23 protein-coding genes and 1 tRNA gene are annotated in these 25,659 nt (G+C 52.3%); 9 read left to right on the top strand and 15 right to left on the bottom strand.

Annotated elements, in window-relative coordinates; translation table 11 throughout:
• Window positions 1-16 precede the first annotated feature (16 nt).
• The 6 genes from GZZ87_RS16305 to meaB all read left to right on the top strand — a co-directional run bounded on the left by GZZ87_RS16305 (window position 17) and on the right by meaB (window position 6,780).
• On the top strand, window positions 17-1,567 hold the full coding sequence (locus GZZ87_RS16305; RefSeq protein WP_162025499.1) for an acyl-CoA carboxylase subunit beta: 1,551 nt from the start codon (window positions 17-19) through the stop codon (window positions 1,565-1,567).
• A 35-nt stretch (window positions 1,568-1,602) separates the two neighbouring features.
• Window positions 1,603-2,076 carry an OadG family transporter subunit gene (locus GZZ87_RS16300; protein ID WP_162025500.1) on the top strand — a complete coding sequence of 158 codons (474 nt, stop codon included), beginning with the start codon at window positions 1,603-1,605 and terminating at the stop codon, window positions 2,074-2,076.
• A 45-nt stretch (window positions 2,077-2,121) separates the two neighbouring features.
• Window positions 2,122-2,523 (top strand): biotin/lipoyl-containing protein, encoded by a 402-nt coding sequence (locus GZZ87_RS16295; protein ID WP_162025501.1) that lies wholly within the window; start codon window positions 2,122-2,124, stop codon window positions 2,521-2,523.
• Window positions 2,524-2,557: 34 nt separating this feature from the next.
• Window positions 2,558-4,063, top strand: coding sequence for a sodium ion-translocating decarboxylase subunit beta (locus tag GZZ87_RS16290; protein ID WP_162025502.1), 1,506 nt, complete (start codon window positions 2,558-2,560; stop codon window positions 4,061-4,063).
• Window positions 4,064-4,171: 108 nt separating this feature from the next.
• Complete coding sequence (locus GZZ87_RS16285; protein WP_244648145.1) at window positions 4,172-5,692, top strand: acetyl-CoA hydrolase/transferase family protein; 1,521 nt, start codon at window positions 4,172-4,174, stop codon at window positions 5,690-5,692.
• Window positions 5,693-5,787: 95 nt separating this feature from the next.
• Window positions 5,788-6,780 carry a methylmalonyl Co-A mutase-associated GTPase MeaB gene (gene meaB / locus GZZ87_RS16280; protein ID WP_162025503.1) on the top strand — a complete coding sequence of 331 codons (993 nt, stop codon included), beginning with the start codon at window positions 5,788-5,790 and terminating at the stop codon, window positions 6,778-6,780.
• Window positions 6,781-7,130: 350 nt separating this feature from the next.
• Here the strand turns inward: meaB and GZZ87_RS16275 are convergent, their stop codons facing one another.
• The 4 genes from GZZ87_RS16275 to GZZ87_RS16260 form a co-directional block, all read right to left on the bottom strand.
• A complete protein-coding gene (locus tag GZZ87_RS16275) occupies window positions 7,131-8,072 on the bottom strand; it encodes an AEC family transporter (RefSeq protein WP_162025504.1) in 942 nt (313 codons plus the stop codon).
• Between the two features lie 136 nt (window positions 8,073-8,208).
• Window positions 8,209-11,568, bottom strand: coding sequence for a mechanosensitive ion channel domain-containing protein (locus tag GZZ87_RS16270; protein WP_162025505.1), 3,360 nt, complete (start codon window positions 11,566-11,568; stop codon window positions 8,209-8,211).
• Window positions 11,569-11,928: 360 nt separating this feature from the next.
• Window positions 11,929-12,594: a response regulator transcription factor gene (locus tag GZZ87_RS16265; protein WP_162025519.1), complete on the bottom strand. Its 666-nt coding sequence runs from the start codon at window positions 12,592-12,594 to the stop codon at window positions 11,929-11,931.
• 172 nt (window positions 12,595-12,766) lie between these two features.
• Window positions 12,767-13,246, bottom strand: coding sequence for a S24/S26 family peptidase (locus GZZ87_RS16260; RefSeq protein ID WP_162025506.1), 480 nt, complete (start codon window positions 13,244-13,246; stop codon window positions 12,767-12,769).
• A gap of 283 nt (window positions 13,247-13,529) precedes the next feature.
• Between GZZ87_RS16260 and GZZ87_RS16255 the strand changes: the two genes are divergently transcribed.
• Window positions 13,530-13,979 (top strand): S24/S26 family peptidase, encoded by a 450-nt coding sequence (locus GZZ87_RS16255; RefSeq protein WP_162025507.1) that lies wholly within the window; start codon window positions 13,530-13,532, stop codon window positions 13,977-13,979.
• A gap of 47 nt (window positions 13,980-14,026) precedes the next feature.
• The gene (locus GZZ87_RS16250; protein WP_162025508.1) at window positions 14,027-14,725 is read left to right on the top strand and encodes a sulfite exporter TauE/SafE family protein; all 699 of its coding nucleotides are present in this window, start codon (window positions 14,027-14,029) and stop codon (window positions 14,723-14,725) included.
• Here GZZ87_RS16250 and GZZ87_RS16245 read toward each other — a convergent pair.
• The gene (locus GZZ87_RS16245) at window positions 14,722-14,997 is read right to left on the bottom strand and encodes a hypothetical protein (RefSeq protein WP_162025509.1); all 276 of its coding nucleotides are present in this window, start codon (window positions 14,995-14,997) and stop codon (window positions 14,722-14,724) included. The two genes, GZZ87_RS16250 and GZZ87_RS16245, sit on opposite strands and share 4 nt — an antisense overlap.
• Before the next feature lie 150 nt (window positions 14,998-15,147).
• Between GZZ87_RS16245 and GZZ87_RS16240 the strand changes: the two genes are divergently transcribed.
• Window positions 15,148-15,221, top strand: a tRNA-Cys gene (locus GZZ87_RS16240).
• Window positions 15,222-15,556: 335 nt separating this feature from the next.
• On the opposite strand, the gene GZZ87_RS16235 is transcribed toward GZZ87_RS16240, so the two are convergent.
• The 10 genes from GZZ87_RS16235 to GZZ87_RS16190 form a co-directional block, all read right to left on the bottom strand.
• Window positions 15,557-16,912: a tetratricopeptide repeat protein gene (locus tag GZZ87_RS16235; protein WP_162071472.1), complete on the bottom strand. Its 1,356-nt coding sequence runs from the start codon at window positions 16,910-16,912 to the stop codon at window positions 15,557-15,559.
• 39 nt (window positions 16,913-16,951) lie between these two features.
• Window positions 16,952-17,608, bottom strand: a complete 657-nt coding sequence (locus GZZ87_RS16230; RefSeq protein ID WP_162028275.1) for an energy transducer TonB — start codon at window positions 17,606-17,608, stop codon at window positions 16,952-16,954.
• Window positions 17,609-17,661: 53 nt separating this feature from the next.
• Window positions 17,662-18,060 carry a biopolymer transporter ExbD gene (locus GZZ87_RS16225; protein ID WP_162030928.1) on the bottom strand — a complete coding sequence of 133 codons (399 nt, stop codon included), beginning with the start codon at window positions 18,058-18,060 and terminating at the stop codon, window positions 17,662-17,664.
• 145 nt (window positions 18,061-18,205) lie between these two features.
• Window positions 18,206-18,793 carry a MotA/TolQ/ExbB proton channel family protein gene (locus tag GZZ87_RS16220; protein WP_162030927.1) on the bottom strand — a complete coding sequence of 196 codons (588 nt, stop codon included), beginning with the start codon at window positions 18,791-18,793 and terminating at the stop codon, window positions 18,206-18,208.
• 19 nt (window positions 18,794-18,812) lie between these two features.
• On the bottom strand, window positions 18,813-20,213 hold the full coding sequence (locus GZZ87_RS16215; RefSeq protein WP_162071470.1) for a MotA/TolQ/ExbB proton channel family protein: 1,401 nt from the start codon (window positions 20,211-20,213) through the stop codon (window positions 18,813-18,815).
• A gap of 20 nt (window positions 20,214-20,233) precedes the next feature.
• Window positions 20,234-20,995, bottom strand: coding sequence for a DUF3450 family protein (locus GZZ87_RS16210; protein ID WP_162071469.1), 762 nt, complete (start codon window positions 20,993-20,995; stop codon window positions 20,234-20,236).
• Between the two features lie 413 nt (window positions 20,996-21,408).
• Complete coding sequence (locus tag GZZ87_RS16205) at window positions 21,409-23,490, bottom strand: molybdopterin cofactor-binding domain-containing protein (protein ID WP_162024615.1); 2,082 nt, start codon at window positions 23,488-23,490, stop codon at window positions 21,409-21,411.
• Window positions 23,487-23,951 (bottom strand): (2Fe-2S)-binding protein, encoded by a 465-nt coding sequence (locus GZZ87_RS16200; protein WP_162024614.1) that lies wholly within the window; start codon window positions 23,949-23,951, stop codon window positions 23,487-23,489. Before GZZ87_RS16200 ends, GZZ87_RS16205 begins: the two co-directional genes overlap by 4 nt.
• A 12-nt stretch (window positions 23,952-23,963) precedes the next feature.
• Complete coding sequence (locus GZZ87_RS16195) at window positions 23,964-24,572, bottom strand: nucleotidyltransferase family protein (RefSeq protein WP_162024613.1); 609 nt, start codon at window positions 24,570-24,572, stop codon at window positions 23,964-23,966.
• The gene (locus tag GZZ87_RS16190) at window positions 24,566-25,495 is read right to left on the bottom strand and encodes an XdhC family protein (RefSeq protein WP_162024612.1); all 930 of its coding nucleotides are present in this window, start codon (window positions 25,493-25,495) and stop codon (window positions 24,566-24,568) included. Before GZZ87_RS16190 ends, GZZ87_RS16195 begins: the two co-directional genes overlap by 7 nt.
• Window positions 25,496-25,659: the final 164 nt, after the last annotated feature.

Genomic DNA, 25,659 nt, shown 5'->3' with positions numbered 1-25,659 from the left:
CAACTAGATATCAATTATGGCTATAGATCCAAAATTACTTGAAGAGCTTCGTGAGCGGCGTGCGGTTGCGCGCAAGGCTGGTGGCGAAGAAAAACTAGCGAAGCGTCATGCCAAGGGGCAGATGGGTGCTCGCGAACGTCTTGAAAATCTCTTTGAAGAGGGCACGTTTCAAGAATTCGGAATGCATGCCGAGCACACTTGTCAGCGCTTTGGCCTGGCGAATAAGAAGCTTCCTTATGATGGTGTCGTTTGTGGCACTGGCCTCGTCGATGGCCGTGGGGTTGCTGCGTATGCGCAGGACTTCACTGTTGGCGGTGGTGCTGTAGGACGTATCCATGCGAAGAAGATCTGTGATCTGATGGACTTCGCAGTTGAAGCTGGTATGCCAGTTGTGAGTGTGAATGACTCCGGAGGTGCACGTATTCAAGAGGGTGTCGACTCCTTGAGTGGTTACGGCCAGATCTTCTTTAAGAACGTATTGCTCTCTGGTGTGGTGCCTCAGGTCGCTGTGATCGCTGGCCCTTGTGCGGGTGGTGCTGCGTATTCGCCGGCATTGGCTGACTTCCTTATCATGACTCGCGACACTGCGAACATGTTCATCTGTGGACCAGACGTGATTAAAGCGGCAACTGGTGAAGTCGCTAAGTTGGAGCAATTCGCTTCGGCAGCAGCGCACGCAAGCATCTCTGGTAACATCCACTTGGTGGCTGATGATGATACACATGCGATGGCGATGACTTCGAAGTTGTTGTCATTCTTGCCAAGTAACAATCTTGGAGATCCCCCACACGTTTTGACTGACCTCGATCTCTCCGATGACTTGGAGATGAACGAAATCGTGCCAGACTCACCAAAGAAGCCTTTGGATGTGATGGCAGTGATCGATCGTTTGGTTGATGGCGGTGACTTCTTCGAAATTATGCCTGACTTCGCACGTAGCCTGATCGTTGGCTTCGCACGTATCGAAGGTGTCGTCGTAGGTATCGTTGCTAATAACCCAATGGTGAAGGCTGGCACATTGGATATCGATAGCTCTGACAAGGGTGCTCGTTTCATCCGCACATGTAATATCTATAACATCCCGATCGTAACGCTCGTTGACGTTCCAGGCTTCATGCCAGGTCTTGCTCAAGAGCAGGGTGGTATCATCCGCCACGGTGCGAAGATGCTGTTTGCATATGCTGCTGCGACTGTGCCGAAAATCACTATGATCATGCGTAAAGCATACGGTGGTGCTTATCTCGCGATGTGCTCGGCCGACCTTGGTGCGGACATGGTCTTCGCTTGGCCAACTGCGGAAATCGCGGTGATGGGTGCTGAAGGTGCTGTGAACGTCCTCTTCCGTAAGGAACTGAAGGAAGCTGAAGATCCTAAGAAGCGTGCTGCTGAAATCAGTGAAGAGTATCGCAATGAGTTTGCGTCTCCTTACCAAGCCGCTGCCAACGCAATGATCACCGATGTGATTGAGCCCTCTCAGACACGTGCTGCTATTGCTCTTGCGCTTCGTAATACGCTGAGTAAGCGTGATTCACGTCCGCCTAAGAAGCACGGTAATATCCCACTATAAGCTGCGTCTTACGGTATTAACCACGTGTATTACATATGAATCATTTAAACATAATTCTGGCCGCTAGCGGCCCCGCTGCCGAAGCTCAGACTTCGGGGACAACGGAAGTTGTCGTCGTAGGCTTTGGTTTCGTCATGGTTGTCCTGGTGCTTCTTGCACTCGTGACAGCGGCCATCGGTGCAGTGTTTCGTCGCTACGATGCCAAGATTGCTGCGAAAGCGGATGCTGCGGTTGCAGCAGCTGTTGCGAAGGCAAACCTAGCACCTGCGGCAGCTCCAGTTGCGGCAGCTCCAGTTGCGGCAGCTCCAGTTCCAGCTCCAGCGGCAGCTCCGGTTGCAGCAGCTCCAGTCAGTGAAGGGGAAGACCCTGCGCTGATGGCAGTTCTGGCAGCAGCCGTGCACTCTGTGATTGGAGACCGTGCGCATCGTATCGTATCGATTCGTCCGGGAGGTCCTGGCTGGGCTCAAGAAGGCCGCCGTCAGATCTTCTCATCGCACCGTGTGCGCTAGTGGAATCCATTAACAAACAAACAACAATTTAGAGAATATAATAACATGAAACGTTTACGTATAAGTGTCGAAGGTAAGACTTATGAAGTCGAAGTAGAACTGTTGGACGAGGGCTTTGCCTCTCCGGCTCCAAGATCAGCTGCTCCAAGTGGCAGTGCACGTGTTGCCGCTCCTGCTGCAGCGCCAGCACCGGCTCCAGTCGCCGCTCCAGCTGCTCCAGCCGCTGGTGGTTCAGGTGATGGTGTCGTTAGCCCATTGGCCGCAGTCGTGGTCTCTGCAGATGTCGCCGTTGGTGATACTGTCGCAGAGGGGCAAACAGTCATTACACTCGAAGCAATGAAGATGAATACCATCGTTGCCGCTCCTAAGGCTGGCACTGTTACTGCGATCCTAGTCGCAGCAGGCGATGCCGTTGAAGAAGGCCAAGTCATGGTCACTCTTTCTTAAGCGATCATAATACATAACAGAGAGTCCCTATCTCATGATTGAACTATTCGAACAACTTTACGGTAACACAGGCTTTGCCTTTCTTGACTGGCGCATGCTGGTCATGTGGGTGGTGGTTGCTGTGCTTCTCTATCTTGCTGTCTATAAAAAGTTTGAGCCGTTGCTGCTGGTCCCTATCGCATTTGGCGCAATGCTCGCAAACTTACCGACACAAGGTATTATTAATAAACCTGCTAGCGTGGTTCGCGCCCCGGTCTCAGGTGAGGTGTTGGTCGTTGGTGCTCAAGAAGGGCAGACAGTTCAATTAAATGCGGTAGAGAAAGTGTTGCCTGAAACGGCAGGCGATCTCGGCGCAGAGTCACTTGTCGCATTACTGGCAGGTGAGCAAGTGGGTGAGTATGGCACGAACACATTGTTATATGTGATGCGTGACCGTAATTCAAATCCTGCTGAGGATGTGGGGACTCTATTGATTGGCGATGTATCGCTGGTTGATTCAGATGTCTTGGTATGGGCAGATGCCACCGGTCGTGTGGTTTCTGCCGATACTAAAGTCGGTGATGCGCTCACTAAGGGCGCAGTGCTGACCGAGTTGAATAGTGAACATACCGGTGGCTTGTTTCACTACATTCAGCTTGGTATCTTGCTTGAGCTCTTCCCGCCGTTGATTTTCCTCGGAGTGGGAGCATTGACGGACTTTGGTCCACTCATTGCAAACCCCCGCATGCTGTTGCTCGGTGGGGCGGCTCAGTTCGGTGTCTTCGCGACGTTCATCGGTGCGCAATTCCTCGGATTCTCGGATCAAGCCTCGGGCGCGATCGGTATTATCGGGGGAGCCGATGGGCCGACCTCGATCTTCCTGGCCAATTCCTTGGCGCCAGAGCTGTTGGCACCCATTGCGGTGGCTGCCTATAGTTACATGGCGCTCGTTCCTGTCATTCAACCACCCATTATGCGTGCGTTGACGACTAAAGCAGAGCGTAAGATCCGCATGAAGAGCCTGCGCAAGGTCAGTCGTCTAGAGAAGCTCGTCTTTGCTGTGGTTGTCACTGTTGCATGTATCTTGCTTGTTCCGCCAGCGTCTCCGTTGATCGGTATGTTGATGTTCGGTAACTTCCTGCGTGAGTGTAATGTGACCGAGCGCCTGAGTAAGGCTGCTCAGAATGAGTTGATCAATGTCATCACCATCTTCCTCGGCACTAGTGTCGGTGTCACGATGACAGGCGATCGCTTCCTACGTGCCGAGACACTCGGCATTTTACTTCTTGGCATTGTTGCTTTCGGTATCGCTACCTCTTGTGGCGTGTTGATGGCGAAAGCAATGAATGTGTTCTCAAAGAATAAAATTAATCCACTCATCGGCTCGGCCGGTGTGAGTGCGGTGCCAATGGCCGCACGTGTCAGCCAGGTCGAAGGCCAGAAGGCAGATCCGAGTAACTTCCTACTCATGCATGCGATGGGCCCGAATGTTGCGGGTGTGATCGGCACTGCATTGGTTGCAGGTTTCTTCCTCACGCTTCTTTCGAACTCCGGCCACTAAGTCGCTGATGATCATTTTTTAATAAGAGCGCGCAGCATCCTGTAGACGTCTGCGTAGTGCGATAGCTGGCTCGATTCCTATATACAAATAAGAAAAGTTTAATCCAATATGACCATGTTAGAAGATTCCAGATATAAAGTGATGACTGCCGATGAAGCGGCTGCATTGATTAATAATGAGGATATCCTCGGCTTCAGCGGATTCACTCCTGCTGGTGCTGCCAAGGAAATCCCGACCGCAATCGCGCGTCGCGCAAACGCAGAACACGATGCAGGTCGTGATTTTAAGATTGGAGTTGTTACGGGTGCATCCACAGGCGATAGCCTCGATGGTGAGCTTGCTCGCGCTAATGCGGTCTTGTTTCGCACTCCGTATCAGAGTGATAAGTCACTTCGCGCTGCGATCAACAAGGGTGAAACTAAGTTCTTCGACATGCACCTTTCGATGCTGCCGCAGGCTGCTCGTTATGGTTTCCTTGGTAAAATCAAATATGCTGTGGTTGAAGCCGCTTCCGTCAGTGAAGATGGTGAGATCGTGCTGACTACAAGTGTTGGTGCGAGTAATACCTTCTGTGGTGTTGCTGATCATATTCTGATTGAGCTCAATGAAGCGCATCCAGAAGAATTGAGCGGATTGCATGACATCTACGAGCCACTTGATCCGCCGCACCGTCGCGAGATCCCAGTTTACAAGTGCAGCGACCGTTTTGGCTCGCCAACATTGAAAGTCGACCCTGCGAAGATCGTCGGTATCGTTAAGACCAACCGTCCAGACGAAGTCGGTGGTTTTAAAGAAACCGATGCTGTGACTGCCAAGATCGGTGAGAACGTCGCCGATTTCCTTGCGGACGAGCTCAAAGCTGGCCGTATCCCTGAAGAATTCCTCCCGATCCAATCGGGTGTGGGTAACATTGCCAACGCGGTGCTTGGTGCACTCGGTGCCAACGAGAGCATTCCTCCGTTTGAAATGTATTCAGAAGTGATTCAAGACAGTGTCATCGGCTTGATGCGCAGCGGCGATATCACTTTCGCTAGTGCGACTTCATTGACTGTATCGCCTCCGTTCTTGAAGGAAGTGTATGAGGATCTTGATTTCTTCAAGCAACGCATGGTGCTCCGTCCGCAAGAAATTTCCAATCACCCGGAAGCCGTTCGCCGTCTCGGTATCATCTCGATCAATACAGCGATCGAAGTGGATATCTGGGGGAATGTGAACTCCACGCACGTGATGGGTAACAACTTGATGAACGGTATCGGTGGTTCGGGTGACTTCACTCGTAACGCTTATATTTCCATCTTCACTTGCCCATCGATTGCGAAGGGTGGAGCGATCAGCACAATCGTGCCAATGGTGGCTCACCTCGACCACAGTGAGCACTCTGTGCAGGTGATCATCACCGAGCAGGGCATCGCCGATCTGCGCGGTAAGGACCCTGTTCAACGTGCGACTGAGATCGTCGAGAACTGTGTGCACCCAGAATACCGCGAGCAACTGCACGCATATTTCGCTAATGTTAAGGATGGTCATACGCCACAGACACTTCGCACATGCTTTGCGATGCATGAGACATTCCTGGAGAAGAAGGACATGCGCGGCGTCGATTGGTCTTCGAAGTATTCGAAAGACTAAGAGTCACACAAAGCGCTTTGCTTTTTAATCGACTCTCAATCCTTTTCATTGATTAGGATTGAGAGTTTTTTTTGAATAATTTACACAGTTGATAGATGTCATCACCTAGAAAAATAGCACGCCGTCGAGAACCTGATATTGATGCTCTAGTTGCAGGAGTCTGCGCTGGAGAACGTAGCCATTTGGCCATGGCGATCACTTTAGTGGAGAGCTCGGCGCCCAAGCACCGCTTGCCTGCTCAGCAGCTCATGCAGCGTATTTTGCCGCACACTGGCGGCGCAATGCGTGTGGGTATGACGGGTGTTCCCGGGGCAGGGAAGAGCACGTTTATCGAAGCACTCGGCATGTCGCTCTGTGACCAGGGTAAAAAAGTTGCCGTGCTTGCTGTTGACCCGAGTAGCTCCATCAATGGCGGTAGTATTCTAGGCGACAAGACCCGTATGGAGGATCTATCCCGTCATGAGAACGCCTTCATTCGCCCATCACCTTCCGGCCGAAGCCTCGGAGGTGTCGCTGCGCGCACACGCGAGGGGCTTTTGCTCTGTGAAGCTGCCGGCTATGATGTGATTCTGGTCGAGACCGTCGGTGTGGGCCAAAGCGAAACCGCCGTGCGCACCATGACGGACTTTTTCCTCCTCCTGCAAATCGCAGGCGCAGGCGACGAGTTGCAAGGTATCAAAAAAGGCGTGATCGAGCTCGCTGATGCGATCGTCGTGAATAAGGCCGATGGCGATAATAAGATGAAGGCTGATATGGCACGCGTTGAGTATTCGCGCGTGCTGCATTTCTTGCATCCGTTCACGCCGGGTTGGAAGCCGAAAGCAATGGCCTGTTCCGCGCTTGAAGGCGAGGGCGTTGAAAAGGTATGGGAGCTTGTGATGCAATTTCGAGATGAGATGACCGCCACAGGCGTCTTTGAGAAACGCCGCCAAGAGCAGAATGTCGATTGGTTCAACTCTCTATTACAGCTAGCTGTCATGCAGCGCTTCACGGAACAAAACGGTCCTCGTATTCAAAATATGGAGACAGCAGTGGGACTCGGCGAAATCCCAGTATCGATGGCGCTGAGCGAATTGCTGGACGCTTAGACCTTAAGTGATAACTGCCTGCGGGATTTGATTCGGAGCAACGACCACAATGGGAATGACATGAAAGGCACGACCTCGTTGGATGAAGGTGATTGAATCAGTGTAGGGGCTGTGCTCGCGCAGACGGCGAAGGCATCGTGCTCACCTAGGTTCCTGAAGTATAGAAGTAAGGGCGGTCTTCGACAGAATTTATAATATCAGGTTCAATAAGGTCTTCGCCATCGGTTCATCCCCACGTGGGAGGGGAATGCATATCCGACTGTGCGCCTAGCTTGTCGTGGAGCGGTTCTGCGTGGAAGCTGCGGCGAGTGATGGGAGGAGGCGTTACGGGACAAACATTGATTCGGCACTTACGAACACAGTGCGATCACCACCGCGAGGCTGACTGCGCTGAGCGCGGTGCTGAGGATGATGGAGCCTGCGGCGAGGGCTTCGTCGCCGTGGAGTTCTTTGGCCATGACGTAGGAGGCGACTGCCGTGGGTGTGGCGCTGAGCACGAGTAGAATGAGTCGGCTGTGTCCTTCGACTTGGAAGATCGTTGCGAGGAAGTAAGCGATTGCGGGGACGGCCACTATTTTGAGTGCGGTCGCGACGAGTGCACTGCGGTAGCGTCCTTCCATCGAGACGAATGCCATGCTGCCGCCGACACAGATCAGTGACGCGGGCGCGGCGATTTGGCCGGTGAATTGTAGCGTGTCGAGTAAGGCGCGTGGGAGGTCGAAGGGGAGTGTGTAGAGACAGAATCCGATCAGCGCTGCTAAGATAAGTGGATTCTTGAGAATCTGGATGACTATTTTATTCAGGCTTTCTCCGGCGCTGGCTTCGTGGCTACTGACTAGAAAGAAGACAGAGACGACGTTGTAAATGACCATTGCGGGGGCAAAAACAAACATTGTCTGAGCGATCACGGATGCGACGGTTTCGGCGGGGGCATCGCGCAGGGCGTAGAGAATGATGGGGATGCCGACGTAAGCGAGGTTCCCGCGAAAGGTGGCTTGCACAAACGTGCCCACGCGGGCACGGGGTAAGCGTAGCAGTCGGCTGGCCGGTATCGATAGGCCGATAACGGCGAATGTCGCCAGTATGAACAGCAGTATGATGATTCCCGTGCCTTCGGGAATCTCGGTGGCGGTCGCCATACTATGCACGATCAGTGCGGGGAGGCAGACCCTGAATAATAAGCGGTTTAACTCACCGAGGAAGCTTTCCGATAGGATCGCTTTCTTGCCTAAGTAATAGCCGAGGGCGATCACGAGAAAGACCGGTGTGAGTGTATTGATTACATGAAGCACGGGAGCGTTGTTAGTTGCTGGTGTCGGTTATCTTATATTCAGGAGTTAGGAGTTCGAGTGTAGTCTTTGTTCATGAAACGCGTAAGGCGCAGATATTCAGCTTCTAACTTCTGTCTCCTAACTTCTAACTCCTTTTTTAAGGTTTCTGAATTCCTGTATTTTGAATCACCGTGTCATCTATCGACCGAATGTGTAGATCCTGTTGTGGGAATGCGATTTCGATACCGGCGGCCTTGAAGCGTTGGTCGATGGTGTCGTGTAAATTTGAGATGACGTTAATACGATCAGTTAAGTCGGGGAGGTAAACACGTAGGCGCAAGAGCAGTGAGCTGTCACCAAACTCTTCGAAAGTGGCTAGAGGTGCCGGGTCTTCTAATGTTAGTGGGTGTTGCTTTGCTATTTGAGTGAGAATCTCTTTGGCGCGAATCGTATCAGTGCCATAAGCCACGCCTACGGTAATAATGGTTCGGTTCACTGAATTCGTCAGTGTCCAATTGATCAGTGCATCGGAGATGAACTGTTTGTTGGGCACGATGAGTTCTTGGCGATCCCAGTTGATTATGGTTGTGGCACGCATGCGAATACGCGAGACGGTGCCTGTGACATTATTAATGGTAATAATGTCGCCGATTCGTATCGGGCGTTCAAAAAGAAGAATAATACCGCAGACAAAATTAGAGACAATTTCTTGTAATCCAAAGCCTAGGCCGACACTCAATGCGGTTGCGATCCAGCCAAACATCGACCAGTTGACGTGTAATACATTACAAACAAGTGCCAAGCCAAAGGCGCCAGCGATGTATTGAGAAATTGTGGTGATCGCATAGCGAGCACCCACATCCAACTTGGATTGACGTAAGCCGCTTAACTCTAATAGCCCCGGTAGATTCTTCACGACAACAGTCATGATGATGAGGATAGCAGATGCATAGAATAGATCGAGCGGGCGCAACCAGCCTCGATATGAGATCGATCCGAGCGCTTCGTCGATCGGAAGTGTGTGCGTGACTAAGAACCAGATTTCAACAATCACAGCGATCGTGAACAGTGAGCGCAGCATGCTGCGTGTTTGTTGGCCGACTTTTTCTAGGTCTAATTCTGGGGTGCCTGCTGGAGCTGTGGGTTCAGTGCTTTGCTCGGAATCGTCTTTTTTACGGTTTGCTTCAATACGTTCGTTGCGTTCTTTAATCGCTTCTTCGAGCGCGATTTTTCGCTCTTTGATCATGAACCAACGCAGGGCGAAATAATAGCAAACACTGCCAAATGTGATCAGGCCGATGATTGCGAGTAGCTCGAGTGCGAGGGCCAAGGATGTTATAAAATAACCTTGGACGGTTAGAATGATGAGTGCGATGGGGCTTGCGATGAGCAGTAGTGACCAGAGCGGGGCAGTTCTGGTTTCGAAGCGATCAGGGTTTTCACTCTGGTATTGCGAGAAGATGCCGTCAGTGGGTTTGAGGAGGCGCCTCAATATCCAGAATGCCCAGACCATGATCATGATGAAGCCGATGCGGCCGACTGAGTCGAAGTGCAATGCTGTCTCCTCATAGACCATGCTGCATACTACGAGCATGCTGGGGATACAGATGATTAGGAATGAATAGAGGCAGCGCCGGAGGTTGCGGGCGCTCTCTTTATGCCAGCCGAAATGGTTGATCCCTAGGCCCTCTCTTGCGCAGCATGCGATTAAGAAGCATGTCCATGTCGCGATTATAAAGCACCAGTGTAAGCCTTTGCTGATGCCTTGTAGCCAGTCAGAAGAGTGTGGGTCTTGGCCGAGTGTCCAAGATAGGGCGCCTATGACTAATGGGATTGGCAACGAGAGCAGCACGGTGCCATACGCGGCCCACCAAGTGTTTGAAAAACAATCGGTCGAGGTGTTTTGGATACGTCTTCCGCGTTCTTTGACTAATCTTTTGATGCGTGGACGAGAGAGAATGAGTCCGGCCAATATGATTGCGAAGAATCCACTTTGGTAGCGGTGGGTTTGTATTGAGGTGCTTAGGCGGCGTTGGAGCTCGACGAGACGGTCCATACCAATGAGCCACTTAGCCGCGCCTCCTATATCGATTGATTGAATCTCCCAGAGGGGGGCGGAGCTTTTCTTCCAGAAGAGCTTTTCGTTAAAATAAGTTCTGACTTTTTTAAGGACGGCGGCGTAATCTCTTTCCGCGAGATCGACATTCGTCATGTATTTAAAAATAGCCCTCTGCTGATCGGCGGCTTGTTTCAGCAATGCGTTACGCTGGTCGAGTAGCGCTTCGACCTCGGCTTCCAATGGTGCTCGGAACTGCTTCCTATATTCTTTTTGATTTAGAACTCTGGCATGCAATGAGAATTCTTTTAAGCGAGTGTTTCTAAGCTCATTGACACGTTGTTTGATGGAAAATGAGACCTGTTGTATACTTGGGAGTGCTCGACGCTGCTCGATATAGACTTTACTGAGAATGCCATCTAACCCACCGATATTAATCTCTCGTTCGAATTGGCTAAATTTCGTATGTAGATCCGCGGTGCGCTCAATCATTTCGTCGTAGGAGCGATTGAGTGCTTGTAGTTGGTTGGTGGATTCTTTGAGGTCCTGGGCTAGCTCTGTAACTTCGGCTGAGAGTTGGTCGACTTGCTCTCCTTTGCCCGCGGCGGCTTCGACTAAGTCGGCGACTTCGGCGATGACGCGCTCTGCCTTAGACATACGTGCGCGATTGAGCTTATGGTCTATGCTGTCTAAGGCGGCTTTAGTATTCTCAATTTGTCTACCAGTGAGTAGCACTTTGCTGTTGATCAGTGCATTTTGGTCACTTTGCCCGGCGACTTCTTGTCTGAGCATTTCGATTTCAGTGGTGAGATCATCTTTTTGTGCGGCGAGTAATGTTTGTTTGCTGAGATTAGTGCTTTTTTCACTCTGGTTGACTGTTAACGCTGCGTTGATGCTATTTAACTCACCATTGGCTTTGACGAGTCGTGAGGTAATCTCTTGTGGGCGCCGTTCTAGTTCTTCGAGTGTTTTCTGGAGCTCAATCTTAGATTGATTCAGCTCTGTTAAACTGTCGCGCGCGGTTTCAGCTTGTTGCTCGAGTGCCTCTAGGTCGTGGACATCGCTGATGATTCTCGCTTGTTGAACGGTGGATAGGTCTTCTAGCTGTTGTTGTGTGGTCGCGATGTCAGTCTTTGCTGTCTGGGCAGTCGCTTTCAGGGCAGCTGTTTTCGCTTCGTTACCTTCTGCATTATTATAATGCTGAATGGCGTCGGTGAGCGCCTCTTGTTGCAGTGTGCGTGCTGCCTCATCGAGGGTGGTGTCTGCCTGCAGCGTTAAAAGTGCTTGTTGGGCATTTTGGATGGCGGCAGCTCGGCTACTTAGCGTGGCTGGCGCGGTCGCATTACTGGCTTGGGGTGCGGCTGCGGTCGTGGGTGCTTCTTGAGCAAATGTATTGAGCGCACAACTGATGGCTGCGGCTAAGACCACGAGGGTTTTATGTAGAGGTCGTCGTTTTGTCATTACATCTAGTCCGGTCGGGCGCGTCAGATAAGCTAGTTCGCTCCACTAGTTGAAGCTCAATGTTTATTAGTATGTATGAAACCTATATTCAGGAGTTAGAAGTGAGGAGTCAGACGGAGGTCTGCGGCACGACTATTCTCGCCGAAGTCCGTAGATGGCGTAGCAAGTCAGTCTTTAGTCATGGCGCATTTTGAGTATCACCTGTTACTGCCAATTTTGCGAACCACAAATGCTGTAGAAAGCATTGATATTGGGGCTTTAACTCCTGTTTTCTAGTTTCAAACGACTCTTTGAGGTATGAAAAAGCCCCATCGAGTCGAGTCGATGGGGCTTTTTATTGAAAAATGCGTGATGCGGTGATTAGACCTCGGCAGTGCTCATGTCTCCGCCGATGGGGTTAACCAGTTTGTTGGCGATCGCCCAGCGGGTCAGAGCGGCTACATCGTGTAGATCCAGCTTCTTCATGATGTTGGTGCGATGGGTGTCGGCGGTGCGAACGCTCATACCAAGCTTTGCGGCGATTTCCTTGTTGCTGTAGCTTTCTGCGATGAGTTGCACGATCTCGCGCTCTCTTGAGGTGAGCGAATCCAGGGAGTCGTCTTGGCCGCCGTTGATCATTAGCTCACGCATGGCATCAACGATGCGAGGACTAAAGTAAGAGCGTCCTTCGGAGACGAGGGAAATTGCTTTTTCGAGTTCTGCGAGGCCTGCATCTTTTTCGATGTATCCGGTAACGCCTGCCTTGAGTAGGCGATTGACCATGCTGTTGGAGGCCGCTGCGGAGAAGATCAGGATGTTGATTTTTGGGTTCTTTGCTTTGAGGCGACGGAGCACTTCACTGCCGGATAAGTTGGGCAGCATGATGTCGAGGATGACCAGGTCGGGCTTGTGCTCGATGCATAGTTCATAGCCGTCAGCTCCACAGCCAGCTTGGGCAATCACTTCCATTCCTGTGTAACTTTCTACTAGTTGGCAGATTAGATCTCGCAGGATGGTTTGGTCTTCGATGACGATGACTTTTTTCATATAAATATCTTGAGAAGAGTCGTGTTTAGGGGACTCGCTTGGATTAATGAGTAGTTCTGGCATGGTGATATTAAATATTCAAAAGAAAAAGCCTCTCCCGCAAGTGTGGAAGAGGCTCTTTTTTATCGGACAGATGAAAACAACGAATAATGATCCATCCGAAAGTGTTTAATTAAAATGTTTTGCAGAGTGCAGTTGGGAGTGGTTGGCCATTCGAAGCGAGCACTTGGCCACTTGGAGCACCTGATGTGTGAAATACGCTGAATACGGTGCCGACAATCATGTCGTTTGTGACAGGGAAGGGGTCAACGCTCCAATTGGAGACTCCGGTTGTTGTGAGCGAGTTGCCGTTGTGTGCAGCTACTTTGTGGGCGATGAGTTCGCCTTCTGGTGAGCGGTAAACAACCATCATGCCGACGCGGATGTCTTTGATGCTGGCTGCTTGAACGAGGATCAGCGAGTTGTCGCCGTAAAAGTCACCCATGGAATCTCCTGTTGTGCGCTGCACACTCCACTCTGGGTTGAGGGAGGCAATCATCTCAGCGTCTTGAAGTGCTTTTGCAAATGGAGCGGAAGACTTCGGTGCAGCATTGGCTGAAAAGACCGCTGTAAGGCTGAGGGTGATGATTGCGAGTAGAGTGGTTGTTTTCATGCCAATAGTATACCTTCTGAGGGCTTAACAGGGTATCGCGTGATCCGTGTATTCTCGTGGGTTAGATCTGCTATTATGTGGCATGTAGACTACGTAGATTATATACGTAATATCACGTAGAGGCCGCGCAAGTTGCTGGCAATGTGGGCTATGCGCTAGTTTCTTGTGGTTTTTACAACTCATTCGCACTTGGCGAAATTTGTCATATAAACTCTGTATATATAAGCCGTAAGAACACTTGAAGTGGCTTGCTTTAAGCCCGTATATTAGGAGTGTAAGTGTGATGTTGAAAACGCTTCTACTACTTGCGGCACTATTTGCTGGCTGTTGCTTCGTCGGTTGCAGTTCCACCTCGCAGAGTAACGCCACCTTTGCGCCTCTGGACTATGATGAAGCGTTCAAGCTCGGGCAGATGGTTAAGTTTCGCGACAGTGGTGCCTATATGGCGCGCACCAGTGGCGTTTCGATGGAGCCGGTGTTAACGAAGAATACGATCATCATCGTGCGGCCAATTGAATTTGATGACCTAGAGGCCGGGATGACGGTTGGTTATACGACTAAGGAGGGTGTTCGTGTGCTACACCAATTGATACGTCGAGCTGGTCCGGAGGCATGGGTCGCGAAGGGCATTAATAATACTCGCGAAGATAAAGAACGGGTGACTCGAAAGAATTTACTCGGTGTGCTATATACAGTGCTCTACAACGAAGCATCAGAGCCGACTGCTCGCTAGTGCTTTACTTTTTGCTGCGCGCGTCGTTGTCTTGAATCGATAGATACGTGTTTGATTACCAGACAGTTTATAATGGCGCCACTGCGATGGTGGCCGGGTTGATTACGAGTGTGCACTGCGTAGCGATGTGCGGCCCACTTTCGTGTGCCTTCACGCCTACGCGCGCCGAGGATGCCAGTCCACAGTTGGTGTTGACCTGTTACCATTTGGCAAAGTTGTTTGCCTACGGGTTGGTGGGTGCTCTGGCTGGTGCCTTTGGAAGTGTCGTGATTCGCTCGGTCGAGGACTCGTGGCTAAACTACCTGCCTTGGATACTCGTGGTGTTTTTTGTGATCGTGGCATTTAGGCTGGATCGATTTTTGCCAAAGCCGAAGTGGCTCGGGAGCATCTACCGGCGCTGCACAGCTCGCTTCTTTAAGCTTTCGAAGCCAGTGGCAGCTGCGATGATCGGTTTTGCCAGTCCGCTGCTGCCCTGCGGCCCGCTCTATATGATCTTCGGCCTAGCCTTGTTTTCAGGCTCGGCATTAAAAGGGGCGGAGTTCGCGATCGGGTTTGGCCTAGGCACGTTGCCGCTGCTCTGGTTGGCGCAGAGCCAATTCATGCGCCTCAACCAGCGTGTGAGTTCGAAGTGGCTACTACGTATTCAGCGCAGTGTGGCTTTCATTGCCGCGTTGGTGATCGCCTGGCGCTTACGCACGACGCTCGGTATCGAGGGGGCGGAGGATTGGATGTGCCACCCGTTCTAGGCGTCGCGCTTGCGGATCAGGATTTTACCTTCGTAAATCCAGCGATAGGGGCGGGAGCTGCCGCGATTGATACGCTTGCGCGTGAATTCGATGAACTTCTGCTTCTTCTCGACGAGTATGGAGCACGAGCATGTATTTTCAGCCCACAGCTCAGGGTCGGGTAGGTCTGTAAGCGCCTCTTGGAGTTGGGTCAGGTTCGGTATGAACTTTGATGGCGCGCTACGTTTCGAGTCGTATGAGGTGATGGAGCGTCTTCGCTGAGTGAGGGGCATGATTCTTTTGATGTGGGGGAATATGGAGGCTTCTGAGAATTAAAAAATATCACTCGTAGACAAACCAAATCGATAAAATCATTTTATGTGCAGAATACACTTGATCTTGTCGGCTTCCTGCGTCTTTTTCCCCACATCAATTTTTGAGAAGGCGCGGTCGCCAAGTGGTAAGGCCGAGGACTGCAAATCCTCTATCGTCGGTTCGATTCCGACCCGCGCCTCCATCTTTTAAAGCCCTTATTCATAACGAGTGAGGGCTTTTTTTGTGCGAATGGGGCTGGTTCTCCTTTGATAGCAGTGCCTTTAAACTGCCTTTATTTGAATCGGAAGTCGCTGTGAATATTGAGCAGGCCGATTATTCTACGTATCTTTTGAGCCGAAAATTGCTGGCGTGGCTGCTACTCTCTTAATCTTACTCTTCATCGTAATCATAATCGAAGCGTTCTGATTGAAGACCTTACAAATCAGTCCAGAGGATTAAGATTATGAGTAAGATTACGATTATGACGTCGATAATCCTTATAGCTCTATTTGTGAGACAGTCTCCAAGCAACGCGCCCTACGCTTTGTTGCGGGCAGCGCGTTCGACGCGTTTGAGGTAGTCTTCGATGTTTTCGTCGGGCTCCATGTAGAGGGCGCGGCGTAGCAGTGGTAGTGCTGCTTGATAGTCTGTGTTGGCGACGAGTGCTTGTGCGTGGGCGATGAGTGCTTTGCGCTCAAATTCAGCGATCTTTTCGGCCTGCTCGAAGCGGTTGATTGCTTTGGCGAGTTCGCCTTGGGCGGCGTAGATGCGGCCGAGGTCGATGATGGCTTCGCCGTTGAGGGCGTCGCGCTTGATGATTTGATCGAGTGCTGTGATGGCGGTCTCGTTGTCGTCCTCGGCGCGTGCAATCCTGGCTTCGAGAATGAGCAGTGCGAGGTCGTCGGCATCTTTAATCTGAGTGCCGAGTTGCTGGCGTGTCTGTGCGATCATCACCTTACCTTCGTCGTAGTTGCCGCTGCGGGTGAGGATTTTGGCGGCGCGTATGAGTGAGTGTGTATCTTTATTGCCGGCGAGTTGGAGTGCGGCGAGATAGGCATCGAGTGCAAGTGCGGGAGCATCGTTATTGATGTAAATATCACCGAGTAGGGTGAGGGTGGCGAGCTGCGCCTTACCCATGCGGCGGACGATTTCGATATTACGTGCGGCTGCCATTGGGTTGTCGTTGCCGATGTAGGCATTGCCTTGGAGGAGCCAAAAGTCTGGGCGGTTGGGCTGTGTTTTGATGAGTGTGTCGAAGAGGGCAATGGCGTCTTCGTAGCGCTGTGTTTCCATCAGGCAGCGGGCGAGGCCGAGCTTCCAGTCGAGTGTTTCGGGATTCATTAGGATGGCCTGACGATACGCGGTCTCTGCTGGGTAGTAGAGCTCTTGCGTGAGGTAGCCGTAGCCGAGGAGTCCGTAGGAGCGGCCATCGACATCGCCCAGTTCCATGGATTTGGAGATGGTTTTGACGGCGACCTTATATTTGCCAGCCTGCACTTGCACGAGGCCAAGGTTCTTATAGGCGCGACGGAAGTTCGGGAATTTACGGATCGCTTTGTTGTAGTTTTTTTCAGCGTTCCTTAGGTCGCCCTCTTGGAAGTAAAGGTTGGCGAGGATGAAGTCGAAGGCGGCGCTGGTCTTTGCTTTAATCTGCGGCTCGAGTTGCTGGATAGCTGCGCGCGGGTTGGACTTGATCGCGTCCATGACGGCGCGCAGGACGAGCTTTTCATCGTTGGAAATGGGTGGCTCGTATTCGGAAAGTATGCCGTAGCTGCCAGTGAAGGAATTCACGAAGGCCGGGTCGTTCCACATGTTTTTTGTGGGATCGGATTGTGCGCTGAGCGTGCTGAGCGAGACGGTCAGGCCGAGGAGGAGTTGCAGGAGTTTGTTCATGGCAAAAAGTGTGTGTGGGTGTCGCGTGGTGCGTGCGGCTTATTCGATTTCGTAAGGGATGCGGATTTTGATACGTGTTTTAACGGTTTTGCCGTCTTTTTCACCGGGACTGAATTTCCACGTGCGAATCGCTTCGATGGTCGGCTTATCAAAAATGGGGTCACTTGATTTCGGGATGTCAACGTCGATGACGTTGCCGTTTTGATCGACGATAAAGACTGCGATGGCGTAGCCACTGAGTCCGCGGCGTGTGGCGTCCATTGGGTATTTAGGTGCGCTTTGTTTCTTGGGATGTGGCTTCTTTTCCACGTCGCTAAGGTCAAAAATGTCGAGACTGCCGAGGTTTTGTTTGAGATCGACGGTCGGGAGCGCGAAGTCACCGCTGAGGGAGTCTCCGGTGCCGGGTTCGAGTGCCATGTCGAGCTGTTCTAAGCTGACCGGTGGCGGTGGCGTGTCGAGTTCAGGAGGTGGCTCTTCCTCTTCGGGCTCTGGCGGTGGTGGAGGTTCGTCCTCTGGCGGTGGTGGTGGCGGTGTTGCCAGTTCAATTGATTCGATGTCGGAAGGAGTCTTTTCGTATTCGGTAAAGATCTGCGTCAGCGGGATCGCTAGGAAGATGAGCGCACTGACGCCGAGGCCGAGCAACACCCCGATGGTGCGGGTGCCTTTTCCTTTAGGAGATTTATAAACCGATGACATTTATTGAAAAGCTGAGATGCTGAAAGTTTGAAAATCTGAAACTGTAAGCGAAGCTATCGCTTCGTTGAGAAGTTGATGGATTTGGCTCCGGCGAGTTTGGCTTCGCCATAGACGCGGGCGAAGACACCGTGGCTGGCACCTTGGTCGGCTTGGATGATGACGGGGATGTCTTCTTGCGAGGTGAGTCGTTTGACGATGGGCGCGACGCCACTGACGCCGATATCGCGTCCGCCATAGATGACTTTGTTATTGGCGGTGACGGCGATCAAGATGCTGTTTTTCTCCAGCTGGATGGCTGCAGAGGCTTCGGGCTTGTTGACCTCGACGCCTGTCTCTTCGACGAACACGGTGGTGACGATGAAGAAAATGAGGAGGATGAACACCATGTCGATCATGGGCGAGAGGTTGATCTCGACGTCGTCTCTGTCTTCGGATGCTAGGTTGCGGCGCATGATTTAGTGAAAGGAGTGAAAGTGAAGGGAGTGAGAGTGAAAGTGAGGGGAGTGAAAGTGGGGAAGCTGCGTTTCAGATTTTCCGTGTTTCCGGATTTCAAAGTTTACGTATTCCCACGTTTCCATGTTTCAAATTTTCCGTATTTCAGCTTTTCAACGAAAGCTTCGTGAGGCTGAGTGCTTCGATGCGTGCGAGTGCGGCTTCGATGGCGTGTTTACGGCGGCGCACGACTAAGACTAGGAAGATGCCTGGTAGTGCGATAAATAGGCCGGTTTGTGTGGTGATGAGTGCTTCGGAGATCCCTGCTGCGACCATGGCTGCGGTTTCTGCACCGCCGCCACTGGAGATGGCGGCAAAGGTGCCGAGCATGCCGATGACGGTGCCGAGTAGCCCCATGAGTGGGGCGGCTGCGACGAGTGTATTCAGAAAGATCATACGTCGCTCGATGTCGTGCAGCATACTTTGACGCACTTCTTCGAAGCGGTTACGCACGTGCTTAGACTCGGAGATGTTTTCCTGCGTGTAGCGAATGATCTCGCCGGCGCGGCCTGTGGCTTTGGAGGGATCGTAGATCCAGCTCATCCATTCACTTTCATGGCCGAGCTGTATGTTACCCTTACGTAAGAAGAGTAGCAACTGGATGCCGCTGGAGTAAATGAGCACGGCTAGGAGAGCGAGTGGGATCATTACCCAGCCGCCGCTTAGCCAAATGCCTATGATTTTTTCAAACATCTATGGATGAGGTTGGGGCTTACTTGTCTTCGTGCTTGGAAGCGACGACGCCATTGATGAAGCCGACAGCGGTTTGCTCTAGGTCGCCGATCTTTTGGCGCGCCATGCGTGCGAGTAAGCCGTGTAGGATTAGTGCGGGGATCGCAACAATCAGGCCAAGCTCGGTGGTGACGAGTGCTTCGGAAATACCGGATGAAAGACTCTTTGCGTCGCCGGTGCCGAAGATGGTGATCAAGTTGAAGGTTTTGATCATACCAGTGACGGTGCCGAGCAGTCCGAGGAGTGGTGCGGCTGCTGCAGTGAGCGCGATGAAGGGAAGGAAGCGTTCGAGCTTTGGACGTGCCGCGAGGATCTTTTCGTAAAGGATTTCTTCAAGTGTGCCGCGCTTTTCGTCGGCATATTCGACGCCAGTGCTCAGTAGCACGCCGCCTGCGCCAGAGATGCTGGATGCTGCTTTTTGTGCTGCGTCAAGATCACCACTAGTAACATGCGAAAGGACTTGTTGAACGTTTTCGGGCTTCGGTGTTTTGAAGCTGGTGACTTCGAAGAATTTGACCAGACCGAGTAATAAGCAGACGCAGCCAAGGCCGATGATGACGGCACCAACACTGCCACCTTTTGCGAGGTGCTCTGCAATGCTATCGTTGCCTTCTTGGATCTTGAGCGCTTTGCCGAGTGTCGGGTCGGTTGGGATGCTGGCTTCGCCGGTCTCGATGAATGGACGGATGCCGAGTGCATTGGCGGGCACGGCGATGGCAGAGACCGCGGCGTTGAGCTTATTGTAGGTTACGCCGGACAGTTCTGATTGATTCGATGCAAAATAAACGCTCGGGCCGAAGACTGCGAAGGTGCCGGTTTCAATCTCGCCAGAGGGGGCGAGGGCTTCACCTTCGAAGGTGTAACCACCGACGAGTTCTTGCAGGCGATCGATCGCGACACCGATCACTGTGATCTGCTTTTGGAAGCGCTCAGTGGTGCTCATGTTGGGATCGTCAAGTGCGAGCCGTGCTTCTTCGGCGGTGTCTGCATAGAGTTGAGTCTCGCTGTAATCAATGCGCGTCTCAAAGGAGCGCACGAATTCGTCGAGCAGACTGCCAGCGTATTCATTTTGAGATTGCAGGGCTTCGACTTGGTCGCGCAGGCGGTTGAGGCCGAGGTCGCTATTGTCGCGTAGGCGGCGTAGGCGATTGAGTTCGTCGCTCTTTTGACTGACTTGATCTTCGAGTTTCGAAACGTCGCTGATGAGTGGAATCTTCTCAGCGGCGATGGATTCGCGCACTTGAGTGAGTTCGGCCAGGGCCGCATCGAGGTCGGCCTTGGCTTTGCCGCCAGCAGCGTCAAAGGTTTGTGCCTGTGCGCCAAATGGCAGCGCAAGGGTAGCCACGGTGAGGGCGAGGAGCGTTTTAGAAAGTGCTTGCATGATATCGCGTAATAAAGGGCTTAGTTGATGCGGGCGGGGACTTCGACAAACTGAATCTCTTCGCTGCCTTCATAGACATCTAAGAGTTTCTTGGTTTGCGGGCCTGCGCCGTCGATTTGAGGCCATTCCCAGCCATCTTTTCCAGGGAAGCCAATACCAGCATATTCGCCTGCGGCATCGACGTAGTAGGCCATCGCGAGGCCCCAGTAGAGTGTGCGCACTTCGACGACTTTGCCGCTGTCCAGTTCGCGTGATTCACTGGTTTGAGTGATGGTGGTGTTAAACTTATCCGCTTGGCTGAGGATACCGACGATGTTTTGCACGCGCTCGCCGAGGGAGAGCGTGGTATCGTTGGAGTCTTCTGGCAGGCGACGAATCAGTGGCTTGATCTTATCAACTAGCGGCGCTGGCATCGTTTTCACGATCGCTTTAATCTGCGTCTCTAGATCTATGATGCTGCCTTCGACGACGGCTGAGGCTTCGGCGATCGCTTCTTTGGTTGCCGTGAGTTCGGCGCGATCTTCATCGGCTGCAGTGGCAGAGCTATTGAGTTCTTCGAGTGAGGTGTCTAGGCGAGTCAGCTCACTGCTTAGGAGTTTCTGTGTGTCAGTCAGAATCGCTTGTTCCAAGCGCCAGTCGCTCTTCTCTTTGGAAGTGATTTGACGAGTTTGAACCCATTGGTCCAGCACGTCGCGGGTGGATTCGAGGTCTGTCTGTGCGTTTAATGGGAACGTCGCTGCGGTGATCCCGAGTGCGATCCCAAGTAGGAGTTTAGTTTTCATAAAATAGATGAGTTCTTGCTGTCTTTGCAGTGCAAGATGTTACGCGATAGTCGCTGGTTTGAGGCAATGTGTTGAGGGGAGCGTCGGTAGCTTGACCGTGAACTTACTATATCTAGAGCTTTTAAGATATAGTCATTTACGTATAAAATATAGGTAATGTTGCCACTGAGCCCATTGGGAGAGGAATTCTAAGGTAGGTGTAGAGGTGGTGCGTGTCGTATTGCTGAATGTTCCAATGGGATGATCATTCCATTGGTAAGCTGAACGGCTAAGTGTTAGCGCGTCTGGAGTCTGCGTATACTAATGAATCGGGGAGATAGATGACTATCTCATATCCGCATTTAGATTAGAACGGTGAATAGTCCAATAAACATGACTATTCTTGCTATTCGCTTATTTGACTGTGCGCGTGGCTAACTTCGTAGTGGCAGTTTTGTGATCCGTTTACCGGTCGCAGCATAGAGTGCGTTGGTTGTTGCCGCTGGCATTGCGGGGTAGGAGACTTCACCCAACCCTTGTGGTTTCGCATCACTCTCTACGAAATGCACATCGACTTCGGGGTGTTCTGCCATGCGTAAGAGTTTGAAGTCGTGATAATTGCTTTGCACGACGCGGCCTTTTTTAAGCGTGATGTTTTGATAGAGCGTTGCACCGAGTGCATCGATGATACCGCCCTCGACTTGAGCGTGTGCGCCGAGTGGATTGATAACGGTGCCGCAATTGACTGCAGCATAGACACGTTCGACCGGTCGGGAGCCGCCGCTCTTGGATACCAGTGCGACGACTGCGCTGTAACTGCCGTAGCCAGTAAAGGTGGAGAGGCCATAGCCGTAGTTTGAGTCGCCTTTCCAGTTGGAGCGCTGCTTAACGATTTTAAGTAGTTCGCAGATTTCAGGAATGTTTGCGGGCGCGTTTTTCCAGCCCAGTTTGCGCACGGTTTCGGCGTCGCCGTGTAGCGCGAGTTGGTAGTCGATCGGGTCGATGCCTGATTTTTCTGCCATGATATCGATCATGCTCTGTTCGGCAAAGCTGGTCACATTGTGCCCTGGGGCTCGTAGCCAGCCGCTGGGTAATCCGCTTGGCACTGTGGTGTGCTTCATTGCAATGGTGTCGAAGAATCGAGCGAGTTCGCTGGCGCGTTTTTTGGGCTTAAGCACGTTGGCTTCTTCAATTGCTTCGGGGAACCCTGACTGGTTTAGACCAATGCGGAACTTGTATTGGTCGGGCGCTCGGTAGCGATCATGTCGTATGTCGTCTTCACGGGTGAAGATCATTTTAACGGGATAGTCGACTTGCTTGGCAATCGCGATGCCTTCTTCGACATAATCGATCTCAAGCTTTCGGCCAAATCCTCCGCCGATGCGTAACTGATGGTAAGTGATTTTTTCGTGTGGCAGCCCCGTTATGCGTGGTAACTGTTTGTGTAGGCGCCCCAACATTTGGCAGCTGCCCCATATTTCGACGCGGCCGTTATGGAACCATGCGGTGCAATTGGGTGGCTCCAATGTGGCATGCGCGATGGTGGGGATGTAGAACTCCGATTCCAGTTGGATGGCGGCGTTGGAATAGGCGTTGTCGAAATTGCCTTTTTTGAAAGTGATTTCGTTACCGGACGTGACGGCATCAATACGTTGCTGGTCGAGTGTTTCAGTATTGAGCGTAGCGTTTTCACCTTCGTCCCATTTTACGGAGACGACGCGTGAGGCATTCATGGCTGCCCAAGTGTTGGTGGCGATGACTGCGACGGCATTGCCAACTTGAAAAATGTCTTTAACTGAAGGCATGGCCTTCGCGGCGCTGGCGTCGAAGCTCTTGAGCTGTCCTTGGTGCACAGGGCTGCGCAGTAGCACGGCGTAGGCAAGGTCTTTTGGATAGGCATCGATACCAAAGGTCATTTTACCGGTGACGATATCTGTCGTGTCGAGGCAACGGGTGGCTTGGCCAATGTATTTAAATTCGCTGGCTGGCTTGAGCGGTGCGCTCGTCGGCACGGGTTGTCCGATTGCGAGTTTCGCGGCTTGCGTGAATGGCATGGATACATCGCTCGGGCCATACACGATGCTGGCATCGACCCGGCAATCCTTTGGCTGTGCGCCCCATTCTTTGGCGGCAGCAGCAATGAGCATTTCACGGCCGATGGCTGCGGCTTCGCGCAGGGGCTGGTATTGGCGACGGACACTGTTGCTGCCTCCGGCATTTTGATGGCCGATGTCAGCCTGTGGTGGTGCTTGTTTGAGTGTGACGCTGTTGAGGTCGGCACCGAGCTCGTCGGCTAACACCATGGCAAACGTGGTGCGGATGTTTTGACCGATTTCCGGAATGGGAATGTAGAGGAGCACGCCGCTTGCTTCGCTGATGACGATGTAAGCATTGGGCTTGAATTCTGAGTCTGCTGGTGAGGCGGCTTGCGCGGCTCTAAAACCTAAGACGAGGCCAGCGGCGGACAGGCCAGTGGCTTTGAGAAAGTCACGACGGGAGCATAGTATCGTTTTCATTGGGCGAGTTTCTGGGCTGCGGATTGAATGGCTTTGCGGATGCGTGGGTAGGTGCCGCAACGGCAGAGGTTACCTGCCATGAATTGATCGATGTCGTTGTAGTTGGGGTTCGGGTTCTGCTGCAGGAGCGCGACGGCCGACATGATTTGCCCCGCTTGGCAATAGCCGCATTGTGGCACGTCTTCTTCGATCCATGCTTGTTGCACCGGGTGACTGCCATCTTCGGACAGTCCCTCGATCGTTGTGATTTCACCACCGGCCGCTGCGGCCAAGGGGAGTGAGCAGGCGCGAATGGGTGCGCCGTTTAAGTGCACGGTGCAGGCGCCGCACTGAGCGATGCCGCAGCCATACTTCGTCCCGGTTAGTCCTAGTGTGTCGCGTAATGCCCATAGGAGTGGCATGTTTGGGTCGGCATTTTCGAGTGCATGCACTGTGCCGTTGATGTTTAATTCGAGATCCATGGATAGATAGGGTTAAGAGGGGAGTAATTTGAGGTCGTCCGGTGTATCGATATCCACTTCTCCGTTGGGGAAATCGACCGTGACGACGGCGTTGAGGTTGTGGGATAGGATGGCCTTAGCGCCTTTATTGCCAGAGCAGTTCTTGAGGTCTGTGAAGTATGTTTTGGGAAATAGAACGGGCGGCCCAATCGTGTCGCCGTATTTGGATGCCACAATGCCATCCGGCTGTTGTGTGGATCGATCGATCAGGGTGTCTATGTGTATGGCGTTGATATGTAGTTGATCGCAAACGGACACTAGGATCGCGGATAAGTGCGGGGCGTTTTCCAGTAGAGCGGAGACTCCGTGAGCGAGACTGTTACCCATTCCGGATTCCCAATTAGTGTTGCGATGGATTCGTATATTTTTCTGGGTGAGGGAGGATAGCGTTGCTTCGATGCGCTCGGCGTGCGCCCCTGTGACGATTAGAATTGGGCCGTTGCTTGCGGAGCGCACTGCTTGGATCGTCTGTTCGAGTAGGTTTGTTCCGTTGTGTGTGACCAATTGCTTCGGTGTGCCGAGGCGACTGGATGAGCCTGCGGCTAAGATAACCGCACCGATCTGTGTGCTCTGATTTAGCATGTGCAGTGGATCGGGATGGAGCGGTGCTTCAGGGCGGAGCCGTCGCGGGCTGAGAAGGTGGCTTGGATTTCAGCTAATACGGAAAGGGCAATGGCTTCGGGGCCGCTGCCGCCGATATTTAGGCCGGATGGGCAGTGGATTTGATCGAGCGCTTCGATTAAATGGTAAGCTCCGATGTCGGCAATCGACTCGGCGAGCGTTTGGCCTCTTTTGCGTGAGCCGATCACTCCGATGTATCCGAAGTTCAGAGAGAGGACGGTCTTTAGGCAGCGCGTGTCACTTGCGAGGCTGTGTGTCATGACCATTGCAGCAGTTTTTGAGTCGATGCGTTGTTCGCTCAGCGTGTCTTCGATGGAAAAGTGCGGAGCGTTCGCATCGAAAATGGAGACTTCCCACTGTAGAATGCGCGCCATGGCGGCGAGGGCTTGACCGTCAGGCCAATTGCCGAAGATCAGTAGCCGTTCGACGGGATGCACGGTCTCGATCAGGCTGTTGCCCGAGGTGGTAGCTTCGCTGATGCGGGTGAGTGGTGATCGTGTTAAATCCGAGTAGTCGGTCTCGATGTTGAAGGTGGCACGGCGGGCAAGACGCTCGGATATTTGTTGAAATAATTCTGCCATTTCAGTGGCATTGGTGAAGACCTCTATCAATAATGTGATTTTGCCAAAACAGCCGTAGTGTGGACGCGTGTCGATGGTGACTAATTGGCTCTTTCCCGTGCGCAAACAGTGCAGCGCCAGATCTGTGACTTTTTCTTCCAGGCAGCCCGCGCTGATATTGCCCCAATGCTTGCCATCTTCGCGCACGAGCATACGCGCTCCAGGTTGTAGGTAGCTGGAGCCTTCCTTCGAAACCAGTGAGATGAGCACATGGGATCGCAGAGGAGCGCTCAGTAGGGCAGATGTTAGTTTAGTCCAGTTCAAGGAGGCGTGATGGAGGAGGGGAGTTCGGGGAATTTATCATATATCATGGCACCTGCATATAGTGATTTGTGTATTTAATATGGGTGATGTTGACCATCGATCGGTTCAGAGAGCAAGAATGGTCATGTTTATTGGAGTATTCGCCATTCTCGGATGGGCGCGTA

It is taken from the genome of Lentimonas sp. CC4 (assembly GCF_902728235.1).
In the GTDB taxonomy this organism is placed as follows: Bacteria; Verrucomicrobiota; Verrucomicrobiia; order Opitutales; family Coraliomargaritaceae; genus Lentimonas.
The sequence above is the reverse complement of the archived record's forward strand: the minus strand, read 5'-3'. Positions and strand labels throughout refer to the sequence as shown.

Bases quoted from the DNA above. Each gene is read 5' to 3' on its own strand.
- GZZ87_RS16305 (WP_162025499.1), top strand. From the start codon at position 17: ATGGCTATAGATCCAAAATTACTTGAAGAGCTTCGTGAGCGGCGTGCG.
- GZZ87_RS16300 (WP_162025500.1), top strand. From the start codon at position 1,603: ATGAATCATTTAAACATAATTCTGGCCGCTAGCGGCCCCGCTGCCGAA.
- GZZ87_RS16295 (WP_162025501.1), top strand. From the start codon at position 2,122: ATGAAACGTTTACGTATAAGTGTCGAAGGTAAGACTTATGAAGTCGAA.
- GZZ87_RS16290 (WP_162025502.1), top strand. From the start codon at position 2,558: ATGATTGAACTATTCGAACAACTTTACGGTAACACAGGCTTTGCCTTT.
- GZZ87_RS16285 (WP_244648145.1), top strand. From the start codon at position 4,172: ATGACCATGTTAGAAGATTCCAGATATAAAGTGATGACTGCCGATGAA.
- meaB (WP_162025503.1), top strand. From the start codon at position 5,788: ATGTCATCACCTAGAAAAATAGCACGCCGTCGAGAACCTGATATTGAT.
- GZZ87_RS16270 (WP_162025505.1), bottom strand. From the start codon at position 11,568: ATGACAAAACGACGACCTCTACATAAAACCCTCGTGGTCTTAGCCGCA.
- GZZ87_RS16265 (WP_162025519.1), bottom strand. From the start codon at position 12,594: ATGAAAAAAGTCATCGTCATCGAAGACCAAACCATCCTGCGAGATCTA.
- GZZ87_RS16260 (WP_162025506.1), bottom strand. From the start codon at position 13,246: ATGAAAACAACCACTCTACTCGCAATCATCACCCTCAGCCTTACAGCG.
- GZZ87_RS16255 (WP_162025507.1), top strand. From the start codon at position 13,530: ATGTTGAAAACGCTTCTACTACTTGCGGCACTATTTGCTGGCTGTTGC.
- GZZ87_RS16245 (WP_162025509.1), bottom strand. From the start codon at position 14,997: ATGCCCCTCACTCAGCGAAGACGCTCCATCACCTCATACGACTCGAAA.
- GZZ87_RS16235 (WP_162071472.1), bottom strand. From the start codon at position 16,912: ATGAACAAACTCCTGCAACTCCTCCTCGGCCTGACCGTCTCGCTCAGC.
- GZZ87_RS16230 (WP_162028275.1), bottom strand. From the start codon at position 17,608: ATGTCATCGGTTTATAAATCTCCTAAAGGAAAAGGCACCCGCACCATC.
- GZZ87_RS16225 (WP_162030928.1), bottom strand. From the start codon at position 18,060: ATGCGCCGCAACCTAGCATCCGAAGACAGAGACGACGTCGAGATCAAC.
- GZZ87_RS16220 (WP_162030927.1), bottom strand. From the start codon at position 18,793: ATGTTTGAAAAAATCATAGGCATTTGGCTAAGCGGCGGCTGGGTAATG.
- GZZ87_RS16215 (WP_162071470.1), bottom strand. From the start codon at position 20,213: ATGCAAGCACTTTCTAAAACGCTCCTCGCCCTCACCGTGGCTACCCTT.
- GZZ87_RS16210 (WP_162071469.1), bottom strand. From the start codon at position 20,995: ATGAAAACTAAACTCCTACTTGGGATCGCACTCGGGATCACCGCAGCG.
- GZZ87_RS16205 (WP_162024615.1), bottom strand. From the start codon at position 23,490: ATGAAAACGATACTATGCTCCCGTCGTGACTTTCTCAAAGCCACTGGC.
- GZZ87_RS16200 (WP_162024614.1), bottom strand. From the start codon at position 23,951: ATGGATCTCGAATTAAACATCAACGGCACAGTGCATGCACTCGAAAAT.
- GZZ87_RS16195 (WP_162024613.1), bottom strand. From the start codon at position 24,572: ATGCTAAATCAGAGCACACAGATCGGTGCGGTTATCTTAGCCGCAGGC.